Source organism: Paraburkholderia sp. WS6 (assembly GCF_030464835.1).
GTDB classification, from domain to species: Bacteria; Pseudomonadota; Gammaproteobacteria; order Burkholderiales; family Burkholderiaceae; genus Paraburkholderia; species Paraburkholderia madseniana.
The window spans coordinates 142,595-166,861 of the sequence record NZ_JALQCK010000014.1; the positions used below are offsets into that span (position 1 = coordinate 142,595).

Annotated in this window: 17 protein-coding genes and 1 pseudogene; 10 read left to right on the forward strand and 8 right to left on the reverse strand. The window is 61.4% G+C overall.

Annotated features, from left to right (window positions below; translation table 11 throughout):
• Positions 1-3 precede the first annotated feature (3 nt).
• Both M0D64_RS18770 and M0D64_RS18775 read left to right on the forward strand, forming a co-directional pair.
• The gene (locus tag M0D64_RS18770) at positions 4-1,095 is read left to right on the forward strand and encodes a catalase family peroxidase (RefSeq protein ID WP_266258821.1); all 1,092 of its coding nucleotides are present in this window, start codon (positions 4-6) and stop codon (positions 1,093-1,095) included.
• Positions 1,092-1,631, forward strand: a complete 540-nt coding sequence (locus tag M0D64_RS18775) for a cytochrome b (RefSeq protein WP_266258822.1) — start codon at positions 1,092-1,094, stop codon at positions 1,629-1,631. The genes M0D64_RS18770 and M0D64_RS18775 overlap by 4 nt, the downstream gene beginning before the upstream one ends.
• On the opposite strand, the gene M0D64_RS18780 is transcribed toward M0D64_RS18775, so the two are convergent.
• Entirely contained in the window at positions 1,628-4,132 is a 2,505-nt protein-coding gene (locus M0D64_RS18780; protein ID WP_266258823.1) for an FAD-dependent oxidoreductase, read from the reverse strand. The genes M0D64_RS18775 and M0D64_RS18780 overlap by 4 nt on opposite strands.
• Before the next feature lie 278 nt (positions 4,133-4,410).
• On the opposite strand from M0D64_RS18780, the gene M0D64_RS18785 reads away from it, so the two are divergent.
• Together M0D64_RS18785 and M0D64_RS18790 are read left to right on the forward strand one after the other, a co-directional pair.
• A complete protein-coding gene (locus M0D64_RS18785; RefSeq protein WP_266258824.1) occupies positions 4,411-5,241 on the forward strand; it encodes a DeoR/GlpR family DNA-binding transcription regulator in 831 nt (276 codons plus the stop codon).
• Between the two features lie 229 nt (positions 5,242-5,470).
• The gene (locus M0D64_RS18790; protein ID WP_266258825.1) at positions 5,471-8,956 is read left to right on the forward strand and encodes a DEAD/DEAH box helicase; all 3,486 of its coding nucleotides are present in this window, start codon (positions 5,471-5,473) and stop codon (positions 8,954-8,956) included.
• Positions 8,957-9,631: 675 nt separating this feature from the next.
• On the opposite strand, the gene M0D64_RS18795 is transcribed toward M0D64_RS18790, so the two are convergent.
• The 4 genes from M0D64_RS18795 to M0D64_RS18810 all read right to left on the reverse strand — a co-directional run bounded on the left by M0D64_RS18795 (position 9,632) and on the right by M0D64_RS18810 (position 13,709).
• Positions 9,632-9,763 (reverse strand): porin, encoded by a 132-nt coding sequence (locus M0D64_RS18795; RefSeq protein ID WP_233465025.1) that lies wholly within the window; start codon positions 9,761-9,763, stop codon positions 9,632-9,634.
• A gap of 281 nt (positions 9,764-10,044) precedes the next feature.
• Positions 10,045-11,688, reverse strand: coding sequence for a glycoside hydrolase family 32 protein (locus M0D64_RS18800; protein ID WP_266258826.1), 1,644 nt, complete (start codon positions 11,686-11,688; stop codon positions 10,045-10,047).
• A gap of 41 nt (positions 11,689-11,729) precedes the next feature.
• Positions 11,730-11,981 carry a GntR family transcriptional regulator gene (locus tag M0D64_RS18805; protein WP_154565323.1) on the reverse strand — a complete coding sequence of 84 codons (252 nt, stop codon included), beginning with the start codon at positions 11,979-11,981 and terminating at the stop codon, positions 11,730-11,732.
• Between the two features lie 147 nt (positions 11,982-12,128).
• Positions 12,129-13,709 carry a glycoside hydrolase family 68 protein gene (locus M0D64_RS18810; RefSeq protein WP_266258827.1) on the reverse strand — a complete coding sequence of 527 codons (1,581 nt, stop codon included), beginning with the start codon at positions 13,707-13,709 and terminating at the stop codon, positions 12,129-12,131.
• Positions 13,710-14,210: 501 nt separating this feature from the next.
• On the opposite strand from M0D64_RS18810, the gene M0D64_RS18815 reads away from it, so the two are divergent.
• A complete protein-coding gene (locus M0D64_RS18815) occupies positions 14,211-15,221 on the forward strand; it encodes a substrate-binding domain-containing protein (RefSeq protein WP_154565325.1) in 1,011 nt (336 codons plus the stop codon).
• 208 nt (positions 15,222-15,429) lie between these two features.
• On the opposite strand, the pseudogene M0D64_RS18820 reads toward M0D64_RS18815, so the two are convergent.
• Together M0D64_RS18820 and M0D64_RS18825 are read right to left on the reverse strand one after the other, a co-directional pair.
• Positions 15,430-15,729: pseudogene (locus tag M0D64_RS18820) on the reverse strand (DDE-type integrase/transposase/recombinase); the annotation flags it as partial.
• A gap of 65 nt (positions 15,730-15,794) precedes the next feature.
• Entirely contained in the window at positions 15,795-17,213 is a 1,419-nt protein-coding gene (locus M0D64_RS18825; protein WP_266258828.1) for an ISKra4 family transposase, read from the reverse strand.
• Positions 17,214-17,798: 585 nt separating this feature from the next.
• Between M0D64_RS18825 and M0D64_RS18830 the strand changes: the two genes are divergently transcribed.
• Positions 17,799-18,377: a glycine zipper 2TM domain-containing protein gene (locus tag M0D64_RS18830; protein WP_266258829.1), complete on the forward strand. Its 579-nt coding sequence runs from the start codon at positions 17,799-17,801 to the stop codon at positions 18,375-18,377.
• A 202-nt stretch (positions 18,378-18,579) separates the two neighbouring features.
• On the opposite strand, the gene M0D64_RS18835 is transcribed toward M0D64_RS18830, so the two are convergent.
• Positions 18,580-18,786, reverse strand: coding sequence for a hypothetical protein (locus M0D64_RS18835; protein WP_266258830.1), 207 nt, complete (start codon positions 18,784-18,786; stop codon positions 18,580-18,582).
• A 506-nt stretch (positions 18,787-19,292) separates the two neighbouring features.
• Between M0D64_RS18835 and cueR the strand changes: the two genes are divergently transcribed.
• The 4 genes from cueR (at position 19,293) to M0D64_RS18855 (ending at position 24,110) form a co-directional block, all read left to right on the forward strand.
• Positions 19,293-19,688 carry a Cu(I)-responsive transcriptional regulator gene (gene cueR, locus M0D64_RS18840; protein ID WP_266258853.1) on the forward strand — a complete coding sequence of 132 codons (396 nt, stop codon included), beginning with the start codon at positions 19,293-19,295 and terminating at the stop codon, positions 19,686-19,688.
• A 72-nt stretch (positions 19,689-19,760) separates the two neighbouring features.
• On the forward strand, positions 19,761-19,958 hold the full coding sequence (locus M0D64_RS18845) for a heavy-metal-associated domain-containing protein (RefSeq protein ID WP_266258831.1): 198 nt from the start codon (positions 19,761-19,763) through the stop codon (positions 19,956-19,958).
• 74 nt (positions 19,959-20,032) lie between these two features.
• Positions 20,033-22,453 carry a heavy metal translocating P-type ATPase gene (locus tag M0D64_RS18850; protein ID WP_266258832.1) on the forward strand — a complete coding sequence of 807 codons (2,421 nt, stop codon included), beginning with the start codon at positions 20,033-20,035 and terminating at the stop codon, positions 22,451-22,453.
• Positions 22,454-22,601: 148 nt separating this feature from the next.
• The gene (locus M0D64_RS18855; RefSeq protein WP_266258833.1) at positions 22,602-24,110 is read left to right on the forward strand and encodes a multicopper oxidase family protein; all 1,509 of its coding nucleotides are present in this window, start codon (positions 22,602-22,604) and stop codon (positions 24,108-24,110) included.
• Positions 24,111-24,267 lie beyond the last annotated feature (157 nt).

Consider the following 24,267-nt stretch of genomic DNA (forward strand, 5'->3'; position numbering starts at 1 on the left):
GTCGTGACAAAACCATCCGCTCCCAACGCTGCGCCTCGATGCGTGCCATGCCGGCTCGCCGCGATCGGCGCGGTCGTCGCGGTTCTTGCCGGAGGCTTCGCCTATACGGCAGGCTGGCTGACACCTGCGCGGCTCACCGCGCCACGTTTCATCAATACCTTCGAAGTGGTAGCCGGCCAGGCCCATCCCGGCTATCGCCGCAACCATGCAAAGGGCTTGTGTGTGGCGGGGTATTTCGACAGTAGCGGCGCCGGTTCGGTTCTTTCACATGCCGCAGTATTCGCGCCGGGCCGCACGCCGGTCATCGGCCGTTTCGCGGTTCCCGGCGGCAATCCGTCCGCGCCCGATACGAGTTCACCGGTACGCAGCATGGCCTTGCTGTTCCAGTTGCAGAACGGTGAGCAGTGGCGCACCGGAATGAACTCGACACCTGTATTCGCGGTTCATACGCCCGAGCAGTTCTATCAGCAACTGGTCGCGGCGAAACCCGATGCCGCGACCGGCAAACTGGACCCTGCAAAGCTGAAGGCGTTTTATGCCGCGAATCCGGAAACCAAACCGTTTCAGGCATGGGTGAAGGCCCATCCGCCATCGTCGAGTCTGGCGAATGCCGCGTACTACAGCATCAACGCTTTCCGGTTTACCGACAGTGCGGGCAATACTCGCGCCGTGCGTTGGGCGATGGTGCCTGAAACGCCGTATGCGCCGATCACCGATGCACAAAAGGAAGAGAGGAATTTTCTCGAAGCCGACCTCGATCAGCGTCTGCAAAATGGGCCGTTGCGCTGGCATCTGATCCTGACAGTCGCGCAGCCCGGCGATCCCATCGACGACGCGACGATGCAATGGCCCGACAATCGTCAGCATATCGATGCCGGCACGCTGGTGATCGATCACACGACGTCGCAGGAGGACGGTGCCTGTCGCGATGTCAATTTTGATCCGACCATCTTGCCGGCCGGTATCCGGCCTTCCAACGATCCGTTGCTCGCCGCGCGCTCGGCTGCGTACGCGCTGTCGTATAAGCGCCGCACGCGCGAAGAATCGCTGCGTCCCGAGGTTCATCAAACGAAGTCGAACGGAGAGCGTTCATGACACCGACGCGTACCCATTTCAGTCCGCTCGCGCGACTCCTGCATTGGACGATGGCGCCGTTGATCATCGCGATGCTGTTTATCGGCGTGGGAATGGTCGCGACGGTGTCGCGGGCGCATACCACGCTGATCGCGATTCACAAGCCGCTTGGGATAGCGCTGCTGCTGTTGGTGATACTGCGCGTGAGCGTGCGTATCCGGCGCGGCAGTCCGCCGTTGCCGGCGGACATGCCCGCGCCGCAGCGTACCGTCGCGAGGCTGTCGCATCTGATCCTCTACGCGCTGATGGCGGCGATGCCGTTGATCGGTTGGGCGATGCTATCCGCGGCGGGATATCCGATCACGCTATACGGCCCCCTGCATTTACCGCCGATCGCGCCGCATAACACGGAGTTGTTCGCGCTACTGCGTGCATTGCATACATGGCTCGCATTCGCGCTGTTCGCCACGGTGCTGTTGCATCTCGCGGCGGCGTTGTTTCATGGTTTGATCCGCCGCGACGGGGTGTTTTCGAGTATGGCGCGCGGCGGGCGTTAGCCCTTCACCCGTTCCGAGCGCGGATCATAAGGCGCCTTCAGATGCACGGTCGCCGGCAGCAGATCGCCGGCGACGTCGATCATGTATTGACCGCTGTTCAGATACGCAGCATCGGCGACGCCGTCCGGATTGTTGATATAGCCCATCGCCACCGGACAGCCGAGCGTGTGCCCGAACGCCGCCGAACTGACGAAGCCGACCGGCTTGCCGTCACGCAGAATGGCTTCGCCGCCCCACAGCATGCGATCGGCGGCGCCGTCGGCGGTGAGCACCACCATGCGGCGGCGCAGCGGCTCGGCGCGCAATTTCAACAACGCGTCGCGGCCGCGGAACGGGATGTCCTTATCGAGCTTGCAGGCAAATGACAGACCCGCCTCGAACGGATTCGTATCCGGCGTCAGTTCGCGACCCCACGCGCGATAGCCTTTCTCGATGCGCAAAGAGTCGATCGCGTAGTAGCCCGCGTTGACGAGGCCGAGTGCCTTGCCTGGCTGTTGCAAGGTTTCGTACACGCTGACCGCGAACTCGATCGGCACGTACAGTTCCCAACCGAGTTCGCCGACGTAGGTGAGGCGGGTGGCGCGCAGCGTCGCGTAACCGAGATCGACTTCGCGGCTCTGACCGAACGCGAACGCCTCACTGCTCCAGTCCGCCTTCGACACGCTTTGCAGCAACTCGCGTGAGCGCGGGCCCATCACAGCGAGCACGGCGTATTGGCCGGTGACGTCGACCAGCGTGCAGTGTTTGTCGCGCGGAATTGCTTTTTCGATGGTGTCGAAATCGCGTGTGGTTTGCGCGGTGCCGGTGACCAGCAGGTATTGATCGTCGGCGAGGCGCGTGAGCGTGAAATCCGATTCGTAAGTGCCGCGCTCGTTGAGCATGCCGGTGTAGACCGTGGTGCCGGGCGGTACCTCTACATCGTTGGCGACGATGCCTTGCAGCACGCTTTCCGCATCACGTCCTTTGACGAGAAATTTGGAGAACGACGTCATATCGAATAGCGCGACGCTTTCGCGACACGCGCGATGTTCGGCGCCGCTCCACGGCAGCCAGTTTTGCTGGCCGAACGCGTAATCGATCTGTGCTTCGGCGGGCGTCGGCGCGAAAAAGTTGGCGCGCTCCCAGCCCATTTTGCTGCCGAAGCAGGCGCCGTCATCGCGCAGCAGCGAATACAGTGGCGAGCGGCGGAACGGCCGCGCGCTGTCGAGTTCGCGATTTGGCCACGGCATCGCGTAGTGCAGGCCGAGCGTTTCCTTCACGCGATCATGCAGCCAGGTGTCGTTGCCGTTAAAACGCGCAAAGCGGCGGATGTCGACCGGCCACAGGTCCATCGTCGGTTCGCCTGCGACGATCCATTCGGCGAGCGCCATGCCCGCACCGCCCGCCGATGCGATCCCCATCGAATTGAAACCCGCGCCGATGAAAAAGCGCCGCAATTCGGGCGCTTCGCCGAGCATGAAGTTGTTGTCCGGCGTGAACGATTCCGGGCCGTTGTAGAACTGCTTCACTTGCGCTGTTTCGAGTGCGGGCACGCGCTGTAGCGCATTTTCCATCAGGATTTCGAACTGATCCCAGTCGTCGGGCAGCAACTGGAATTCGAAATTATCCGGGATGCCGTTCATGCCCCACGGTTTCGCGTTCGGTTCGAAGCCGCCCATTACGAGACCACCCACTTCCTCCTTGAAGTAGATGAAGCCGTCTGGGTCGCGCATCACCGGCAGGTCCGGATGCACGCCGGCAATGCGTTCGGTAACGATGTAGTAGTGCTCGGCCGAGTGCAGCGGCACGGTCACGCCGCACAGGCGGCCCACCGCCTTGGCCCATTGGCCCGCGCAATTCACGACGATGTCCGCGCCGATCGTGCCTTCCTCGCCGTCCTTGTTGCGCCACGCGAGGCCGCTGACTTCGCGCGCGCCTGTCGTGGCGTTTGCCTTGTCTTCGAGCGCGGTGCGCGTGTGAATCGCCGTGATCCGGGTGTTCTCGACAATGCGTGCACCGCGCGTGCGGGCGCCGCGGGCGAGGGCCTGGGTCAGATCGGTGGGATTTGCTTTGCCGTCGCCGGGCAACCAGACGGCGCCGAGCAGGTCGTCGGTGCGCATCACCGGCCAGAGTTCACCGGCTTCCTGCGGGCTGATCACGTCGCACGCCACGCCGTAGGCGCGCGCGACGGCGGCGGTGCGCTTGAGCTGCGTCATCCGCTCGGCGGTGCGGGCCACCGAGAGCGAGCCACATTGCTTCCAGCCGGTCGCGAGGCCGGTATCGGCTTCGAGTTCGGCGTAGAGCGCGGTCGAGTAACGGATCAGTTTGGTCATGCTTTCCTGCGCGCGCAGTTGGCCGACGAGGCCGGCCGCGTGCCAGGTCGTGCCACACGACAACTGACCCTGTTCGAGCAGAACCACGTCGGTCCAGCCCAGTTTGGTCAGGTGATAGGCGACCGAGCAGCCAATGATGCCGCCTCCGATGATGACGACACGGGCGTGGGCGGGGATTGATGTGGACATATGTGGGAATTGGTTGGGTGATTGCGCACAGCTTGCCGCAAAAAAACACAGAATGCAACGATTCCCGGGATTCGCTGGGATAGCACTTGTGTCACAAAACGGTCATGGTCAAACGCTACGTAGCGCGCGTTAAAAGGTCGTTTCCATTGCGTAACTGCATTAACGAGAACGAATCACAGCCAGTTTCGATGTGGTTTTCATTGGTAATGTGTGGACATTCACTTCGTTTAAGTGTGCGTTTTTGCTAGACTCCGTCCGTCAGTCATCGCCTGAACCTTATGTTCTCCACCCAACGCCAAGCCGAAATCCTGCGACTCGTCCGCGACGAGCGTACCTGCACGATCACCGATCTTGCCGGCCGCTTCGAGGTTTCCGACGAGACCATCCGCCGCAATATCAAACCGCTGATCGCCGACGGCCTGCTTATCAAGGTCCATGGCGGCATCATGCTGCCCGAGCGGCTCGACGAGCCGCCGTTCCAGCGGCGCATGGTGGCAAGCCGTGAGGGCAAGCAGGCGATCGGCGCGCGCATCAGCGAACTCGTGCGGGACGGCGATTCGCTGATCCTCGAGGGCGGCACGACCTGCCTTCATATTGCTCAAGCGCTCACCGCGCGCTCGCGCCTCACGGTAGTGACCAATTCCATCGAAGTCGCTCGCGTGCTGGCGCCGCGCAACGGCAACCGGGTGTTCATTGCAGGTGGCGAACTGCGCGCCGACGACTCCGCCGCCTTCGGTGACAGCGTGCTTGCCTTCCTGCGCCAATTCCATGTGCGCTACGCAATCGTCTCGGTCACCGCGATTGACATGCAGGGCCGTTTCATGGACGCACTGCCCGCCGACGTCGCGTTTTCGCTCGCCGCCTTTGCGCAGGCCGAGCGGCGCGTGGTCGCGGCGGATCATGCGAAATTCGGCCATAGCGCGCTGGTACATGCTTTCGGCCCGGACGCGGTCGATCTGCTGGTCACCGACGAAACCCCGGTGCCGGCGCTCGCTCAGGTGTTCGCGGCAACGGGGCTGGAAGTGAGCGTCGGGGCATCTGCACAACGCAGCGCCGAGCCGGATGCTGAAAACGGTAATCGCGTCGACCCTCCGAAGCTGGGCCGCTGATCGGCGCGCCCGCTGCGCCTACGTGCTAGCCCGGGCCACGCTTTCGGCGCCTTAGTCCGCCTTCCAAGCCGTCTCCACAGCTAAATGCGTGCAACGCGTAAAATGGCGGGTTACCACGGGCAACCTATGCCGGGCTGAAACTGTGCGGGCAGTCGCCATTCATCGCCGCCGCGCCACTTCTGCGTCCGCGCACAGTTGCCCCCGCCGGCTTGAAAAGGAATGGACCCTGATGTCGTCAGTTTTCTTCGATCGGGAACGGATTACGGAATGGCTGGGTGACCACACCGTCGCCAAGGCGCGCTCAGTCGGCGCCGTCACGAACGTGAAATGGGACGGCGCCAAGCTCAGCGGCTACGTGCAGGGCTCACGAGTGCTGCCCTATCACACGCGGGTGCGGTTTCGTACCGATGGCGGCAGACCTTGGGCGCAGAGCGAATGCAGTTGCCCGGTTGGCCGGAACTGCAAGCATGTCGCCGCGCTGCTGCTCGCCGAGCTCGAGTATCACGACGAGATGGACCACATCACCAACGTCGACACTGACATCGACTCCGATGAGCACCCGTCCGCCGACTATCCGCAGGCGCCGTCCGGAACAGCAATGCAGCCGCCATCCGGCGTGCGTCCCGAACTGGTCAGTTGGCTCGAGCGTTTTCGGGCGCGCGCCGAAGCCGCCGATGCGGTCGCCCAGAAGGCGGCCGCCGCACGTACCCAAACGCTGGCCTACCTGCTGAACTGGTCCAAGTTCCACATGCGCCACGAAGTCGTGTTGTACCGGGCGCACTGCAATCCGGACGGCACGATTGTCGAAGTCGACGAGCCTTGGGGCAATGTGGAAGCTGCCTTGCTCAAGCAACCCAGGTTTGTCTCCGACGAAGACCTGTCGATCCTGCGCGGCCTCTGGCTGGGTCGCTCGCGCGAGGATTTCGGCCAGTTCATTCTGCGCGGCACGAGCGGCGCGGAGATGTTGCAAAAGCTGATCGCCACGGGGCGCCTGTTTTTCGAGTTCAAACCGGCGCCGGGTCACGAGGGGCCGACGCCGTTGTCGCGCGGCGCCAACCGGCCCGGGCGGATCGAATGGGAGCCACTTGCGGACGAACGCCTGCGGCCCGTGCTGTGCACCGAGCCGCGCGCCACCATGGTGCTGCCCACCGAGCCGATCTGGTATGTGGACGGCGTCGCGAATGAAGCGGGCACCGTCGAATCGTCGTTGCCGTTCCAGCAGTTGCCCGACTACCTCGCCATGCCGCCGATCTCACTCGCCGAAGCGCCGCTCGTCGCCTCGGTGTTGCGTGAGATCGCGCCCGATTTGCCGCTGCCGCCCACGCACGACGCCTCCGCGATCCGCGTGATCGACGTCGATCCCGTGCCGGTGCTCACGCTCAACAGCCACGCGCTGCCATCAACGGCCAAGGCGGGGCAGCGCAAGTCAGAGGCCGTTGAACTGGCCGGCGTCAGCTTCGATTACGACGGCGTCAGCATCAATGTCGATAGCAGCGTCACCCTCGTGCCCATGCCGGGCGGCGACGTCATCCATATCCGTCGACGCTACGAAGCCGAAAAGAAGCGCTTGCTCGAACTGCGCAAGACCGGGCTGCAGAAAGTGCCGACCAGTCGCGTGTACGCATCGCGGCTTTTGCCGGACACAATGCTCGGTCTGCCCGATGCCGAATCCTGGTCCGCCTTTGTCAACGACGCTGTGCCGGACCTCGTGAGCAAAGGCTGGCGCGTGACGATGGCGCCGGAGTTCCGCTACAACATCATCGAGATCGACGCGATCGACGGCACCGCGCAGCAGGCGGGCGACGGCTGGTTCGATCTGGAGATGGGCATCCGTATCGGCGAGCGCAATGTGCGGCTCGAGCCGCTTCTCGCCGATCTGTTCCGGCGCGACCGGCGTTGGCTCGGCGGCGCGCTTGAAGCCATCGCCGACGACGAACCGATCGAGTTGAGGACCGAAGAAAACAAACGCCTGCGTTTGCGCGCCGACCGGCTGAAGCCGGTGGTGCGCGTGCTGGTCGATCTGTTCGACGCACTGGGCGGCACGTTGGCCGACGGCGCGCCGCTGCGGGTGCCCTCCGTCGATGCGGGCCGCCTCGAAGCATTGAACAGCACGGGCCGCTGGCAATTCCAGGGCGACGATTCGATTCGCCAACTGGCGCAGCGTCTGCAGGCCGGCCCGGGATTGCACGAGGTGCCGGTACCGCGTGGTCTGAAGGCGGAACTGCGCGCGTATCAGCAGCAGGGCCTGAACTGGATGCAGTTTCTGCGCGAACACGATCTGGCCGGCGTGCTCGCCGACGACATGGGTCTCGGCAAGACCGTGCAGACGCTCGCGCATATCCTCGCGGAGAAGGAAGCCGGACGGCTCGACCGTCCCGCACTGATCGTCGTGCCGACCACGCTGGTGCACAACTGGCGCGAGGAAGCGCGCCGCTTCGCGCCCGACCTGAAAGTGCTGATATTGAACGGCCCGCAGCGCAAGGAGCGTTTCGAGCAGATCGGCGAGCACGACCTGATTCTTACGACTTACGCGCTGCTGTGGCGCGATCAGAAGGTGCTCGCCGAGCATGACTATCACCTGCTGATCCTCGACGAGGCGCAGTACGTGAAGAATGCCAGCACCAAAGCCGCGCAGACGATTCGCGGATTGCGCGCGCGGCATCGGCTGTGTTTGACGGGGACGCCGTTGGAGAATCACCTCGGCGAACTGTGGTCGCAGTTCGATTTTCTGTTGCCGGGCTTTCTCGGCAGCCAGAAAGACTTCACCAAACGCTGGCGCAATCCGATCGAGAAGAACGGTGACGGCGTGCGCCGCGCGCTGCTGGCGCGCCGCATCCGGCCGTTCATGCTGCGCCGTCGTAAGGACGAGGTCGCGAAGGAGTTGCCGGCCAAGACCACCATCGTCTGTTCAGTCGATCTCGAAGGCGCGCAGCGCGATCTATATGAAACGGTGCGTACGGCAATGCAGGAGCGGGTGCGCGCGGCGGTCAGCGCGCAGGGTCTCGCGCGCAGCCACATTATCGTGCTCGATGCCTTGCTGAAGCTTCGCCAGGTTTGCTGCGACCCGCGTCTCGTGCGGAAAATCAGGGTTGACGAGGCGCCTGGCGAATTGGGCGAACCGGCCGAGAAGCGCGGCAAAGTGGAAAAAGCGGAAAGGGTCGAGAAGGGCGCACGCGTCACGCGTTCGGCCAAGCTCGATTTGCTCCTGTCGATGCTGCCTGAATTAATCGAGGAAGGACGCCGCGTGCTGCTGTTCTCGCAGTTCACCGGCATGCTGGCGCTGATTGCCGACGCGCTCGAGGAAGCCGCGATTCCCTACGTCATTCTGACTGGCGACACGACGGACCGCATCACACCGGTCGAGCGCTTCCAGCAAGGCGAGGTGCCGTTGTTCCTGATCAGCCTGAAGGCGGGTGGCGTGGGTCTGAACCTGACCGCTGCGGATACCGTGATTCATTACGACCCGTGGTGGAATCCTGCCGCCGAGAATCAGGCGACCGACCGCGCCCATCGGCTGGGGCAGGATAAGCCCGTATTCGTCTACAAGCTGATCGCAGCGGGCAGCATCGAAGAAAAGATCGTGGAGTTGCAGGAGCAGAAGGCGGGACTCGCCGACAGCATTCTCTCCGAAGACGCCGCCGGCGCCGCCAAGTTCTCCGACGACGACCTCGACGCGCTATTCGCACCGATGCCGGAGATTGAAAGCAGCAGGTGAAAAGTGTGGGCCGCGCCTGCCGCGGAGATTCTGACGGCGGCGCGACGCACCCCAAAAAGCGCCAGGTTCGCCGCCAATCCGCCAGTCTTTTAATTTCAACCAACCGATCTAACAATTCTTAAACGATTGTGTTGCGCCTTATTCAGTGGGAATGTTGGGAGAAACCTACGCTAGAACCAACGCAGGGCAACGTAAGTGTCTTCCGTCGGAGTTGAAAGCTAGGTTCCTTGCGAAGACTGTGAATTTCACTGCGGGGAAAAGCTTTGTAGAACCCCTGCCGTAGGGCCTGCTCTGGACTGATGTCTTTGACGTCAGTCGGTGCCAGGAGAGGACTCGAATTTTATGTTTAAATACTTGATTGTGAAATAAAAAATTTCAAGATCTGCGTTAGATATACGCATGTGTATACGCAAAATTACCGAGCCCTCCGGAATGCTGTTCCGTGGCGAATAGTGCCGAGCGCCTCGACTCCGGGCAGGCTCTACAGCTTGGGACGATTTATTCCTTTCGTGGGGTGCAGGTGGGAGGAGGTTCAAATCCTCTCGCCCCAACCAAAGAAATCAAGGCCTTATGGATGCATGTCCATAAGGCCTTTTTCGTGTGCGCCCAGCATGGGCGCATTGCCGGAAGCCAGATCGTCGGGCTGTGCGGTGCGAGCAACTGGCGGTACGACGCTTACTGCCGCCCGCCCGTGGTCGAGCCGAGCGTCGTCGTACTGCTCTGATAACCGATGCCGGTGCCGACGATACCGTGCAGCGTGACGCTGCTTTGCGCCATCTCCGGTAACGCGGCGAGCGTCAACGACACGGTCCGACTTGTGCCAGGCACTGCTCGAAGGGGTCTCAATGAGCGCCTCGCTTCGGTTGGCAAGAAAGCTCCCGCACGAACCAGCCGATCCACGCCTTCGCGACGTCGGCGCCAAACGGCATTTGAGTCACCAAAACTGTTTTCTTGAGCGCTGCCGTATGGGTGACCTATCGGTGGTGTTTCACCGGAGAGGCCATCCTCCCTCCAGAATTCTTCGCTGACACTCCGCATCAAGCTTAGTTTGGGCCGAAACCGGCTAAACCTCGCAAGAAGAACGTCTGCTAGCGCGCATGCAGGGTGCTGCGCGGATCGGGAAGGTCGGTAATGGATATATCGCTGAATGTCGCCGTGCCGTTGTCGGCGGAAAGGGACAGGCGATCGTCGTCGAGTGCAGGGAAGATCAGATCCGTCACGACGATTTCGCCGCCGCCCGCAAACACTTCCACCGAGTTCCTGTCGGCCACAATAGTGAGGCGCAACTTCCCGTTCTCCAGTGGCAGATTGACGATGTGCTGTTTGCTGAACGCATCCGAGAAACCGGTTTCGCCGGAGCTCGAACGGTCGAGCGTCAGCGTCTGGCTACCGGTGTCGTAGAAGATGCGGGTGCCGGCAGCGCCATTCGCCGAACCTCGCACGATGAGGCCGGCACGCTGTGCCGAACGCGGCGTGATTGTCAGGTCGACGTTTTGCACGGTGCCTCGCGTGGACGGCGCGAGTTCCTGTGTGCTGGACGAAACCGTGCGCTCCTTTATACGCGTCGTGGAACCTTCGCGTACGAGGGACGCGTATTGCTCCACCGGCTCGAACGTCAGTCGCGGCATGCCGTCGACCGTCTTCAGCGACAGCACGCGGGGAAGCGCCATCGCACCCTTCCACGGAGCGGTCGGTATGCGGGCCGCGTAGTCCCAGTTGCTCATCCAGCCGATTGTGATGGCTTTGCCGCCCGGCGCGCCGGCGAAGGTTCCCGCCGCGTAATAGTCCGCGCCGTGGTCGAGCCATTGATATCGTGAAGGATCGGAGCCGGCCGGCGGCACGTGCTCCGGCGTGAACGTCCTGCCGTCGAAACTGCCGACGAAATACATCGCGCCGGACCCACCGGCAATCGACCATGGGTTGACGTTGACAATCATGACCCACTTCTGATTGTGACTGTCTCCATCGAGAGGAAGCGGGAAGAGATCGGGCATCTCCCACAATGCCCCCTGATGAGGAATGTCCGGAAGCGTGAAGTCGCTCAGGAACGTCCAGTCGATGAGGTTGTCCGACCGGTACATTTTGACTACGTGCGCGTCGGCGACAACGGTAGTCATCAACCAGTACCCACCCGGCCCATACCAGGAAACCTTAGGATCGCGAAAGTTATTCGATTCCGGGTTGAGCGTCAGGACCGGATTGCGTGAGTACTTCTGCCATGTCTGGCCTTCATCCAGACTGTACGCGAGCGACTGAGCCTGGGTACCCGGCGCATGTCCGGACCCAGTCTTGTACACGCTCGTATAAAGCGCCACGAGTGGCGACGAATTTGCCGGTCCCAACCCGGCCGTGTTGTGCGTGTCAACGACGATTGAACCGGAGAATATCTCTTCAGTTTGAGTCGCGCGCATCGCGACCGGTTGCTCGATCCAGTGGAGGAGGTCGCGGCTGGTGGCATGTCCCCACGACATGTCGCCCCAGACATTTGCATTCGGGTTGTACTGATAGAACAGGTGATAGATGCCCTTGTCGTAGACCAGGCCGTTGGGATCGTTCATCCAGTTGCGCTGGGGCGTGTAGTGAAGCGCGGAGCGCCACTGCGGTGTGCCTGAATCACTCGCGGCCGGCAACTGGTACGACGCAGCGTTGTCAGTGATCGAAACCGTTAGCGCGGCGCACAGCAGCGGCGGCAGAAGGCGTGCGTAGAGGAAGTGGCGTCGCGAGTCATGCATGAGTTGTTTTCTCCTTGCAGCGAGCTGAAAGAATCATGTGCTCAGGCCGGTTGCCCGAGAATGACCGTGCCGCTGCGTTTGCTGCCGGCCGTCAAGCCGCGGCGCGCAGTTTCGCGCATCGCGCGGTTCACCGTGTTCACATGAAGGCCGAGGAAATCGGCGAGCAGGCGTTGCGAGGGTAGTCTGTTGCCCGCCTTGATGTGTCCAGCACGAATCGCCGTTTCGATTTCGTCGGCCACGGCTAGATAGGCCGGCCCGCGATGGGCAGACAGGTTGGGAATCCAGCGGTTCATCGTTGCATCGTTTATTCGGTGGATGCGGTTGCGACTGGGCGAGAGCAGACCACTTCTGCCTGCTCTCGCCGTGTCAGCGCCGCCTATTCGCCGGAATTTCCGCAGCCGGCTGCGGCGCCGAAGCGCAAACCGCCGGAGGCGCCGTGATCACCGACCCTGGCCGTTGCCTGGCGCGGCCGTGGTCGCTGGGATATCGCCGTAGCCGCCGAGCCCACCGTTGCCATAGGTGCGATCCACGGTCGTGGACGCGCCGTCGATCCGGATCTTCACCGTCGGCGCCAGGGTGCCGCCGCGTCGCGAACCGATGGCGTCGATGAACGACTCGACGAGGCCACCCGGCATGACGTAGTGCGAATAAGACTGGAACGCGCGCGGATTCTGGTTCGGATCTTCCGCGTAAGGCGCGCCGACTGGCGCGTCGAAGTCGGTCGGGTTGCCGAGCGCGAGACCGCTGCCGCCATTCAAGGGCAGGAAGTCGCTGCGTATGCCGTTGCCCACAAAGCCGTACACGCCGTCCGGCCCGTCTACACCAGCGGCCATCGTCGCGCGGTGGCTGATTGTGAAGAGGTAGTACTTGCCGTCCTTCATGTAGATCTGCGGGCGTTCCGTCTGATCGTCCACGCAGTTCGCGGACAACAGCGGCGGCAGGAATTTCCACTGGGTGAGCTGTGGGTTGGTCGCGATGGCAAGGCCGACGTTCGCCTTCTGGTACACCGCGCCCGAGTTCATCACCGTATTGAGGTCCTCCTTGTACGGATCATTGGCTGCATAGCCGAGGTCCGCGTCGGTACACGTCCGGGCGCCGCGGGGGCCGCCCGTGTTGCCTTCGAACACCATGTAGGTCTTGCCCGGATGCGCGGGATCGGTGAAGACGAACGGATCGCGGAACGAGTAGTAGTCGTTCTGCTGACCCGTCTGATACATCGTCCCATCGGGCTGAAGCAGGGCCTCGTGGTCGTCGAAGCCCGTGAACCAGACGTGCGTGTCGTCTGCGTGAATGTGTCCGTCCGCGCGCGAAATGATCGCGATTGGCGGCGTGATGTCCGAGCCGCCTGGCGCCGAGCGGTTGAACGACAGCGCCGTGTAGTAGAGGCTCACATTGTCGCCGTGGATCAGGCGCGCGGAGCCGGACCATTCCGCGTTGTTGGTCATCGGTGCGTTGCCGAATACCTTGGCGCTCGCACCGTCCGGGAACAGGTGGCCGCCCCATGTCCAGCCGCCGTTGGCCGGACGCTGGGACGCCGGAATGCCCGCGCGGCGATAGAAGAAGCCGATGCGTGCATGCACGTGGCGATCGTCGAACGTGTAGCCTGCGTGCGGATCCGCTGTCAGCGAGAAGATGATTTCCCAGCCCTTGAAGCTCAACTGGTTCGCACTCAGATCGGCCAGCGGCCACGTGTCCCATACCCACACGTTGGAATTGATGAGTGGAAAGTCCTGCGGAATGTCCGGCATGGTCAGCGACGCAGGCAGCGAGTTCTTGTCCACCGCGCTTGCCGTATGCGACTGCGCCTTGATCTGACGGATGTCAGCGCGGGTCCAGCGCATGGTGAAATTGCTTTCCGGGTCATAGGCCTGCTGCGTGTGCGGCGTCGGCGCAGGAAAACCGGGTACCGACGACTGCGCCAGCGCGGGTGCCGCCGCGGTGACGAGCAGGGAGCCGCAAACCACGGTGGAACGCAGGCGGGCACGAGTCGACAGGGATTGGGAGGATCGGAGTCTGTTCATCGGGTGTCACATCCTAAGGTAAGTGCGCAACGAAGGCTGCCCGAAACCGCCGGAACAGCGGAAAAGCTGCCATTTGACTTATTAGCTATCCGAAATATCTGATTCAGTATCTCGAGATACAGGGTACTGGAGACAACAGAAAGCTCACTGCGGCGAAACAATGAAATGAACTACGCTTGTCGGCTCCGCCCGCCCTTGCTTTCAGGTGGATGAAGCTGGAGCGTTCCGGCAGCCGAATGCAGCAGTTGTTCGCCGCAACAGGGCCGCCGGGCTGTTTTTTAGCGGGCCAAAGATGGTCTCTCGCGCGCCCGTGTCAGGATGAACGGCTCCAATTTCTCGAAGCCAGTATCTTTCCAAACCGGTTTGGATCTTAGTTCAAACCGGTTTGGATTGTCAAACGCGTTTGTGGGCTTGAGGTAACATGGCGACTGGCCGGGGGCCGGGAAATCCAGCTCTGCAAGGGCGGTCACGTGCAAAACAGGAAATTCCAAGGGTGGAACTTTGAAGGTGAGTCTGAAAACGCTGTCCGATTCGCTCGGACTTTCCCGCACGACCGTTAGCCGTGCGCTAAACGGATACGACGACGTCAATGAAGCAACGCGCCAGCGGGTCATCGAGGCGGCGCACGCGCTGGGCTATCACGCGGATCCGACCGCTCGCCGGCTCGCGACAGGCCGCGCCGAGGCAGTGGGCATGATCTACCCGTTTGGGACGGACGATCTTGGCGATCCGCGCCTCGGGGAAGTGGTGGCCGGCATGACGGAGCGCCTCGGAGAGAGCGACCTGGACCTGATCATCGTCTCTGCCCGGCCGAATGCGGAACTCGAAACGTACCGCCGCCTGGTCGAAAACAAGCTGGTGGATGGTCTGATCGTGGCGCGGACCCAGATCGACGATGCACGCATCCAGTTTCTACAGGCACGCCAGTTTCCGTTCATCGCCTATGGACGGACGAACAGCCCTGTGCCTTATGGGTGGTTCGACTTCGACAACGAAGCCGGAGCCCGGGCTGCGGCACAACGTCTGATTGCCTTCGGCCATAGAAGGATTGCCTTGATCAGTGCGCCGCTTACGATGAGCTTTGCGGCACAACGGCGCGCCGGATTTCTGAGCGCGCTAGGCGAGGCGGAGATTCAGTCGGAGGCTTCGCTGATGATCGAGGGCGCGTTTGACCGGGTGCACGCTTACGAAGCGACGCGTGCACTGCTTGAACTTGCCGAACCACCAACCGCGTTGCTGGTGGACAACAACATTGCCGGCGTTGGCGCGTTTCGCGCGATCAGAGACAGCGGCAAGCAGCTCGGCACGGACATCTCGCTGATTGTCTATGACGGTGTGCCGTCCGACGTCGCGTCACCCCGCACGGTAACGTCCATCGTGCAGCCGACAGGGCACTCGTCCGGCAGAATCATTGCTGAACTGATTCTGGATGCGATAGCAGGCAAGGGGCATGCGCACCGGTTGGCACAGCCGCATATCGAGCCTGGCGACACCGATGGGCCGCTTACTTGACTACGTCCGCCGAATCCACAAAACACGGGGTTCACAAAAAGGCATACGACGAAAAGGAGCGCGCTCGCTATCGAGGGCGCTTCGTCGCTTGAAGTCAACGGCGCTGTTACGTTGACGGGGCGACGGCGTAAAAACTACTGGGAACGTGTGTTGGTTGTGTCGCAATAAGGCCGGCAAGGCTAGAAGGCGGTGCCATGCTAAGGATTCCTTACATGAACGGTGAATTGAACTGCTCTGCGGCAGTTCGCGTGACGCCATCAGCTTTCATCTGCCCTTTCCTGATCATATGCATCGTTTCGATGCCCGACAGGATGATGCGGGCACAACGAAAATTCTTGAATCCCAGCATCGGCCGGGTACGGCGCTTGATCGCCCGGTGGTCCTGTTCGATGAGGTTATTCAGATACTTGTTCTGGCGGACCTTGATCGGCGTGTCGCGCTCGGCATTGAGGGCCTCCAGCGCAGCCAGATTGGCGCCGCTTTTGTCGATCGTTACCGTCTCGGGTTTTGTTGGTGTTCACAATTGCCGCTAGCCGTGTCGATGGGAGTGGACAAAAAGTGGGGGAAAGGCGCTCATTGTCGAGCGACCTCCGGCGATCTGAAGTGAGGGAAGCGCTTGGCGAAACACGTCTCCAGCCTCCCGTCGAGCAGTTCTACTCGGGTTTGCAGTAGGTAGTGAGCGCCCTTCAACGACCAACGCATTTGTTGACGTTTCGTGAGCCGTCGGTTTATCAAATGATTCATGACCGATTCGGCCGATGCCGACGATACCCGACGGCCGTTCATACGTGCTTGTTGATAGTCGATAAGATCGCTCCGATTGTTCACAAGGAAAGTCAATAATCGAGCGGCTGCGCTACTCGCTGTGCCAGCGCCGAGACCATAGAACTGTGGCAAAGATCCGATCTCAAGATCCAGGGAGGCGATGAGGGTACGTAGGATCTCGATTGCCGCGTCGCCCCGGCCGCGCCACAGCTTGTCGCGCACGCGATTTATTAGTCGCTCGCATCGCCGCATCACCACCGGTCGCTGGTAGAGAGGAAATGTGTATGCGCAGAGCGCTGACCGCACAGCGTGAAGTTTCATGCCGATGTGAAACCAGTCAAGAATCCGCGGTGCGACGCAAGACGCCACTGAAGTCACTAACGATCGCATACCCCGGGCACCATCTGTGACCACGTCGACCAAAGTAGAACGGCCCCAGCCACACTGGTCGAGTGCAGCAGCGATAAGCACGCGTGTAAGGCTTGGACGCTGGAGAGCACGAGCGAATCGTCGAGCCGCTATCCCCTCACACTCAACACGGCCCGCGATAACTTCGAACCTGCGCACCTCTTCCAGCGGCACCGCCGTGACTACCGTGCCGTCAATTGCGAGACCCAGGTGCTTCGTTCCACCACGGTGTTGGGTTCCCGCGAACCACCCAACGTAGAACTGGTCGTTCTCAATTTGCTCACCGCAGTTGAGCGTCTCTTTGCGAACAGTGGCGTGAGACAGAGTTTGCAACCCGGTGAGATCGGCGATACTGCGTGCAGCAGACCGGTAGGAAACGGCAGCACCTTGCTTCGCACACAGGTATGCAAGCTCCGGCGTACGTCGTCCCGGTAGCAAACTTTCTATCGGGCACTCGGAGAATCGAAGATCCGCTGAGTCATCGTTCTCGTCGAGCGGTTCAGGGGTGCACAAGCACGATATCACCCGGGGCACTCGAACTTTGACACTGCCCAACGCGGTCGCAAACACCCGAGGGCGCCAGTCTTTTATACGGCGGTATCGCCCGCAATGTCTGCAGCGGCGGCGTCGAGCATCGTAGGCGCGGATCTGGTCCTGAGCCACCACTTGTTGAAGACTGGAAAGCAGGCTTCTTGCCTCAGACATCGACAATCCGAAGTCAGCCGGGGTCGCTCCTTCGAGCGGACGCTGAAACCTCGCCAACGGCACATTCTCGTCGGCACCGTCTCGCTGCAGGTAAATCGTCCAGTGCATATCCATCCGTCACCTCGCTGAACGGGTGTCGAAGGTAGCTTAGGGCAAAACGCCGCGCTCCCCCAGTTTTTGTCCACTCCCATCAATTGTGAACGCCAACAGCAGCGGTGGTCGTCGTGTCTCCGGGTTGGCATGGCGACCGTTACTACGACGGACGCCGCTACTGGGATCGCGACGAATGGGAAGAGCGTCATCGCCATCACGGGCATGGGCCCGATCACTGTCCGCCGGGACATGCGAAAACAGGCGAGTGCTGATCAGCGTTTCGAACTGCGGCCGCGAGGAAGGACGTAAGTGCGTTCGAGCGGCTGTGTTCCGGCACCCCCGTTTGCCTAGTGCCCGGCACACATCAAGCGGTCGACTCAAAGTGACTCCGCGACGCCGCTCACCCGTCGAGCGAAGCGTCCGGGAACGCGTCGCAGAGAAACTACACAAGTCAGCAAGGCGATGCGTTTGACTTGAGCGTTGGCGGCGGAACAACTTACACACTGTTACGCGGCGCAGTGAAAATATTCGGCAACGCTTCCTTATACTCCATGCCGAACTTCAACTTTGCCCGCTGACATGCGGCGTCAAGATGTCGAGAGCATCATGTACAACACTCAATTTGCCAAACCAATCTTTTACATCGCGCTGTGCGCAGCTTTACCCCTGAGTGGATGCGTGGTTCCTGGCGCAAACATGCCGTACGGTGCGAGTCCGGCGCAGCCTGCCTATGCGCAACCCGCATATGCCCAGCCGGCGTATGTGCAGCCAACCTATCCACAGCCAGTCGATAGCGCAAGCGCCTATGGCAACGCGCCTCCTGCAAGCTCCGGTTACGGACTTCAGTATGGGGTTGTTTCGGGAATTCAGCCTCTCGCCACATCCAATGCGGTGAGCCCGGGCAGTGTAATGGGCACGGTGGTCGGCGCGGTCGTCGGTGGTGTGGTCGGCAACCAGTTTGGCGGCGGGCATGGCCGCGACGTGGCGACCGTAGTGGGTGCGCTCGGCGGCGCGGTGGCCGGAAATCAGATTGGCCGGCAGTACAGCAATGCGGCCCCGAGCGCGTATCGAATCGTTGTTCAACTCAATGACGGATCGTCACGCTCCTTCGACGTGCCCTCACCCGGCGATCTCCGTCCGGGCGACCGCGTGCGGATTGACGGAAACCGGCTGGACCGTTCCTGATCGACCTGCTTGCCGGTATGGCCGGTGCCTGTGCTTCGCCGAGTTTTTTCACTGGCGCCAGTCGTTCCGACGCAGCATGCGCCGGCCTGTATTTCCGGACCCCGGAGCATTGTGAGTTGCCCGCGTCTGCATACCAGTTGACTGGCGTGCGCCCGCGCCAGGATCGCATGCTCATATAAATCTGACCGAAATCAGATGGCAGCTAATCCGGCTTCGCTTCTGTGCGCCCGATCTCGCCACCTTCGTAGAGCGAAGTGATTTTTTCACTGGCCAGCGGGGACGGCATCACCCGGTTTTCCGGTACTGCAGGCAATGCACATCGCTTGGTCATCACAGCGTGACGTACCAGATGTTCAGTGAAAACCGGTGTCCCGCTGACCGACAGAAGCTTGAGACGAAATGCCAGCATTGCGGGCAGGAGACACCCTACATCCTCAACGCGAGTCTTGTGGGCTCACCGTATCGTTGTGCGTGCTGCGGCGCGCTTCACGCGACCCGATCTCCTCCAGCTTTTGCAACGAAGCCAGCGATGCGCAAAGAGCATCGTATCGCCATCGCGCGCCATTTCCATAATCGCATGGCAGGCAGCTTTTGCCTTGGCATTGGCGATCGCGACCTGTAGCTCGCGGGCTCAGGTGGCAGCGGCGGTGCTCGAGAAGCTTCCAATGATCGACGCCCCAAAACTGTCGTGTGCGATACGCAAAACCGGGTGTTGACGACTTTACTTCGTTTTACGATGGCCGAGGCGCGCCACGCCCGATGCACCACATCTGGCTCGCCGGACCCGCGATACCCGTTGTCGAGGCCATCCTCACGCCATCAAATCCCGCTCAAGAACTGCTTGACCTTCCCATTGTAGGAATGTTGAAAATTAGCTCCGATGGCCAGTGCGCCGTTGTTTGGAGGGAACTCGACATGAACATTGGTGAAGTCGCGAAGGCATCCGGCGTTTCGGCCAAGATGATTCGTCACTACGAGGAGGCCGGCCTGATTCAGGCTGCCATGCGGACGGAATCGAACTACCGCGTGTATACGCGCAAGGATGTGGAGGTGCTCCGTTTCGTCAAACAAGCTCGACGGCTCGGCTTCTCAATGAAGCAGATCTCCGCATTGCTGGGTCTTTGGGAAAACCGGAGCCGGCCCAGTAGCGAGGTCAAACGACTCGCGCAGGAACACATCGCGGAGTTGGACTTGCGTATCCGGGATCTGACCGAAATGAGAGACACGCTCGAGCATTTGGCGCAGCACTGTCGAGGCGATTCACGCCCGGAATGCCCGATTCTGGAAGAACTGGCTGGCCAGAGAAATTAGTTGCAACACTTGACATTCCAACGGTTGGAATGTCGATACTGAAATTGCTCACTACAAAATGGAGTTTTCAAAATGGAACTGGAAGTCAAAGACATGACCTGCGGGCATTGCGCGGGTGTCATCACTAAAGCGGTAAGGGATGTCGACGCACAGGCGCAAGTGGACATCGACGTTGCGGCCAGGACGGTGCGCATCGAATCCGCCCACGGTACGGCCGACTTTTTGTCAGCCATCCAGGAAGCGGGGTACACCCCAGCTGTTCGCGCTTGACCCTCTTGTCGGCATAGTGCCGGTGCTGCAGTCCCCGACGGCCGCACCCACCGGTGCGGCGTTCCAAACACACCATGGCTACCGAACTTCTGAATATCAATGGCGCGACGCCTGGCGCTACCACCACGTTTGAACTGCCCATTGAGGGCATGACGTGCGCATCATGCGTCGCGCGGGTGGAGAAAGCTATTGCGCGTGTGCCCGGCGTGACGCGTACCTCCGTGAATCTTGCGACCGAGAAAGCGTCGATCGAAGCTGAATCCCTGCAGGCGCAGGCTGCCGTCGCGGACGCAGTCCGTGCGGCTGGCTATGAGGTGCCGGAACAGGAGGTCGTGCTGAGCATCAATGGCATGACCTGCGCATCGTGTGTCGCGCGCGTTGAGAAGTCACTGAACAAGGTCGTCGGCATGTCATCGGCCAGCGTGAACCTGGCGACGGAACAGGCAACGATAAAAGCCCTTGCAGGAGTCCCCCTGGACGCCCTCGTGGGTGCCGTACAGAAGGCAGGGTACGACGCGACCATTCCGGCAACTGAGATCGAGCCGTCGCCCAAGCGAGACCTGGCGGCGCTCAAGGTCGCCGGTGCAGCCATTTTCAGCGCGCCGCTCGTCGTGCCAATGGTGGCGCAATGGTTGGGCGGCCACGTCATGCTCCCGGTCTGGCTTTCGTTGGCACTGTCGAGTGTCGTGCAATTCGGGTTCGACCTGCGCTTCTACAAATCGGCGTACAAGGCGGTGCTCGCGAAGGCCGGCAACATGGACTTGCTGGTTGCACTCGGTACGTCGGCAGCATACGGGCTGAGCGTCTATGAGGTCATCACCCATCCGGGCGACATGGGCCATCTGTATTTCGAAGCATCGGCTGTTGTCATCACGCTGGTCCAGTTCGGGAAATGGCTCGAGGCCAAGGCAAAGCGCCAGACTACGGAGGCTATCCGCGCATTGAACGCACTCCGGCCTGACAGGGCGCGTGTCCGCATGGACGGGACTGAGCACGAGCTACCTCTCACCGCCGTACGCATCGGCACCCAGGTGGTCGTCCGCCCGGGTGAGCGCGTGCCGGTAGACGGCAAGATTTTGGAAGGCTCCAGTTCAGTGGACGAATCACTCATCACGGGCGAGAGCCTGCCCGTCGCGAAGCAGCCCGGCGACAAGGTCACCGGTGGGGCAATCAATGTCGACGGATTGCTTGTCATCGAGACGACAGCCGTCGGCGCGGAAACAACGCTGTCCAGAATCATCCGGCTGGTCGAATCCGCACAGGCTGAGAAGGCGCCGATTCAGCGATTGGTCGACAAGGTCAGTGCCGTATTTGTGCCGACGATTCTGGCCATTGCTTGCGTGACTTTCGTTGGCTGGATGCTCTACTCAGGTAACGTGGAAACCGCCATTCTCAACGCGGTCGCCGTGCTTGTTATCGCCTGCCCGTGCGCACTGGGACTGGCAACACCGACCGCCATCATGGCTGGCACTGGGGTCGCGGCGCGGCACGGCATTCTCATCAAGGATGCCGAAGCCCTGGAGATAGCTCATAGAATCAATACCGTCACGTTCGACAAGACAGGCACGCTGACAGTTGGCAGGCCGGCACTCGTCGAGTTCCATACCCTTGGCCTCGCGCGCGATGAAGCGCTCGCTATCGCGGCGGCTATCCAGCAGGGCAGCGAGCATCCGCTGGCACATGCAGTGACGCAAGCAGCGCACGCGGACGGGATAGTCGTTCCGAGGGCGAGTGACGTGCGTGCCATAGCCGGGCGTGGAGTGCAGGCGGTCGTCGATGCCCGGCCCTACGCCATTGCGAATGCCCGATTCCTGCAGGAATCGGGCGTCAAGGTACCGGCGGCGATTCTTCTTAAGGGCAACGCTGCACAAGCTGGTGGACGGACCGTTTCGTGGCTTGTCGAATTGGGCAATCCCAGCATGGTTGTGGCGCTGCTCGCCTTTGGCGACACTGTCAAGGACACCGCGGCGGCGGCCGTTGACCAGTTGCATGCCATGAGAATACGGACGGTCCTGCTGACCGGCGATAACAAGGGCGCGGCACGCGCTGTAGCTGAACGGCTTGGTATTGGGGCAGTGAACGCCGAGGTACTGCCCGAGGACAAGGCGCGCGTCGTATCTGAACTTCGCGCGTCGGGTAGAACAGTTGCCATGGTCGGCGATGGCATCAACGATGCGCCCGCGCTTGCTGCGGCGGACGTCGGCATCGCGATGGCGACCGGGACCGACGTGGCGATGCACGCGGCCGGCATTACGCTGATGCGCGGAGACCCCGCCCTCATCGCGGACGCCATCGACATCTCACGCCGCACCTACCGGAAGATTCAGCAGAACCTCTTCTGGGCGTTCGTCTATAACGTGGTTGGCGTGCCGCTGGCGGCGCTGGGCTTGCTCAATCCAGTCGTGGCAGGCGCGGCGATGGCGTTCAGTAGTGTCAGCGTTGTGAGTAACGCGCTGACGCTGCGATTGTGGTCGCCGGATAGAAAGCGTCGGTGACAGCCGCAGCCAAGTCAAAGATGTTCACAACACAGTTGGCGAGTTCGGCAATTCGTCGTTCTCCGGTCGAACCGCAGGTCCAGACTCACATCATCGCTCCTCGTAACACTGTCTCCAGGAAACTCTTGAATTAAGGGGAAAAAACGTTATGTTGCTACCTCGCCGAAAATTTTTATTGACCTCTGCCGTGGCCGCAACTGCGGCGCTTGCGGGTCCTGGTGCATGGGGCGTCAGTAGCTTGCCGCCAATCGGCAGCGGAAATGGCGGTAGCGTCCGGCGTCGTCTGCTCGTCGAGACGCGTTCGATCGAAGTCAACGGCCGTGCCGCCACAATGTTCGGGCTGCGTCAACCTGACGGCACCCGCGCCCTTTTGCTCGATCCGGGTGAACGCTTCCTGGTAGACCTGCATAATGGCCTGAGCGAACCGACCATCGTCCACTGGCACGGACAGTCGCCACCATCCGATCAGGACGGCGTGAGCGAGTTCGGCGTACCCATGCTTCGGCCAGGCGAGCGACGCTCTTATGATTTTGTTGCGCGGCCCGGCACTCACTGGATGCATTCGCATAGTGGTTTGCAGCCCCAAAAACTGCTTGCGGCCCCTTTGATCGTTCGCACGAGCGATGACGTGCGTGCCGACGCTCAAGAGGTGACGATATTCCTGGAGGATTTCCTTTTCCGCGATCCCGCCGAGGTGATGGCCGCGCTGCAAAAGCCTGAACGGGCCGATCAGGCCGCGATGGCAAGTCCGGTCGGGGGTTCGACGCCGCAAGGCATGCCAGGCAAACCCGGCATGACGGGGATGAACATGTCGGGGATGAACATGTCGGGGCAAATGACCGGCATGAAAATGGATCTCAACGATGTCGATTTCGATGCCTATCTCGCCAACGATCGCACTCTCGACGACCCCGAAGTCATCCGCGTCGAGCGAGGCGGGAAGGTTCGCTTGCGCATTATCAATGGCGCTGCGTCCACGAACTTCCACGTCGACCTTGGAACGCTGCAAGGGACGGTCGCCGCGGTCGACGGTGACGCCGTCCAGCCGCTCACAGGTAGCCGATTTGGTTTAGCCATGGCCCAGCGAATCGATATCCTTGTGGACCTTCCGAAGGGGGCAGGGGTGTGGCCGATCCTCGCGGTTCGGGAAGGCGAGAGGCAACAAACTGGTGTCATTCTCGCCACTGGCGGCATGAATGTACGCAAGCTTTCGGGGACGGCGGTCGAACAGGCTGGCGCCGTGAGTTTTGATCAGGAGCTGCGGTTGTCGGCACTGGAACCTTTGGCGACCCGCCCCGTGGATGCGAAGTTCATGCTGATGCTGACCGGGTCGATGCAGCCGTACAGTTGGGGAATCAACGGTAAGGGTTGGGACAACCGCGACACCGTAAAAGTCCGGGCTGGTCAACGGGTGACCATCACTTTTCACAATACGACTATGATGTCGCACCCGATGCACTTGCATGGTCATCATTTTCAGGTCGTCGCATTCAACGGCAAGGCGTTCCAGGGCGCGATGCGCGACACCGTGATCGTGCCGGCGATGGCAAAGGTCACTGTTGCATTCGACGCGGACAACGCAGGTCGCTGGCTTATGCATTGTCACAACGAGTATCACCAGGCGGCTGGCATGATGACCGAAGTGGCTTACGTTTGACAACGACGAGTCGGTATGTACGGGCTTACGCATTCGCTGTGGCGTGTGTAGGGTAGGTGTCTTCGACCCGAAACGTGGCGGCCTCCGTTAGGTTCATCCTGGAACCCGGCACCGTTTGTCGTCCAGATCTAGCAAAAGCTTAGCGTCCGAAAAGGTC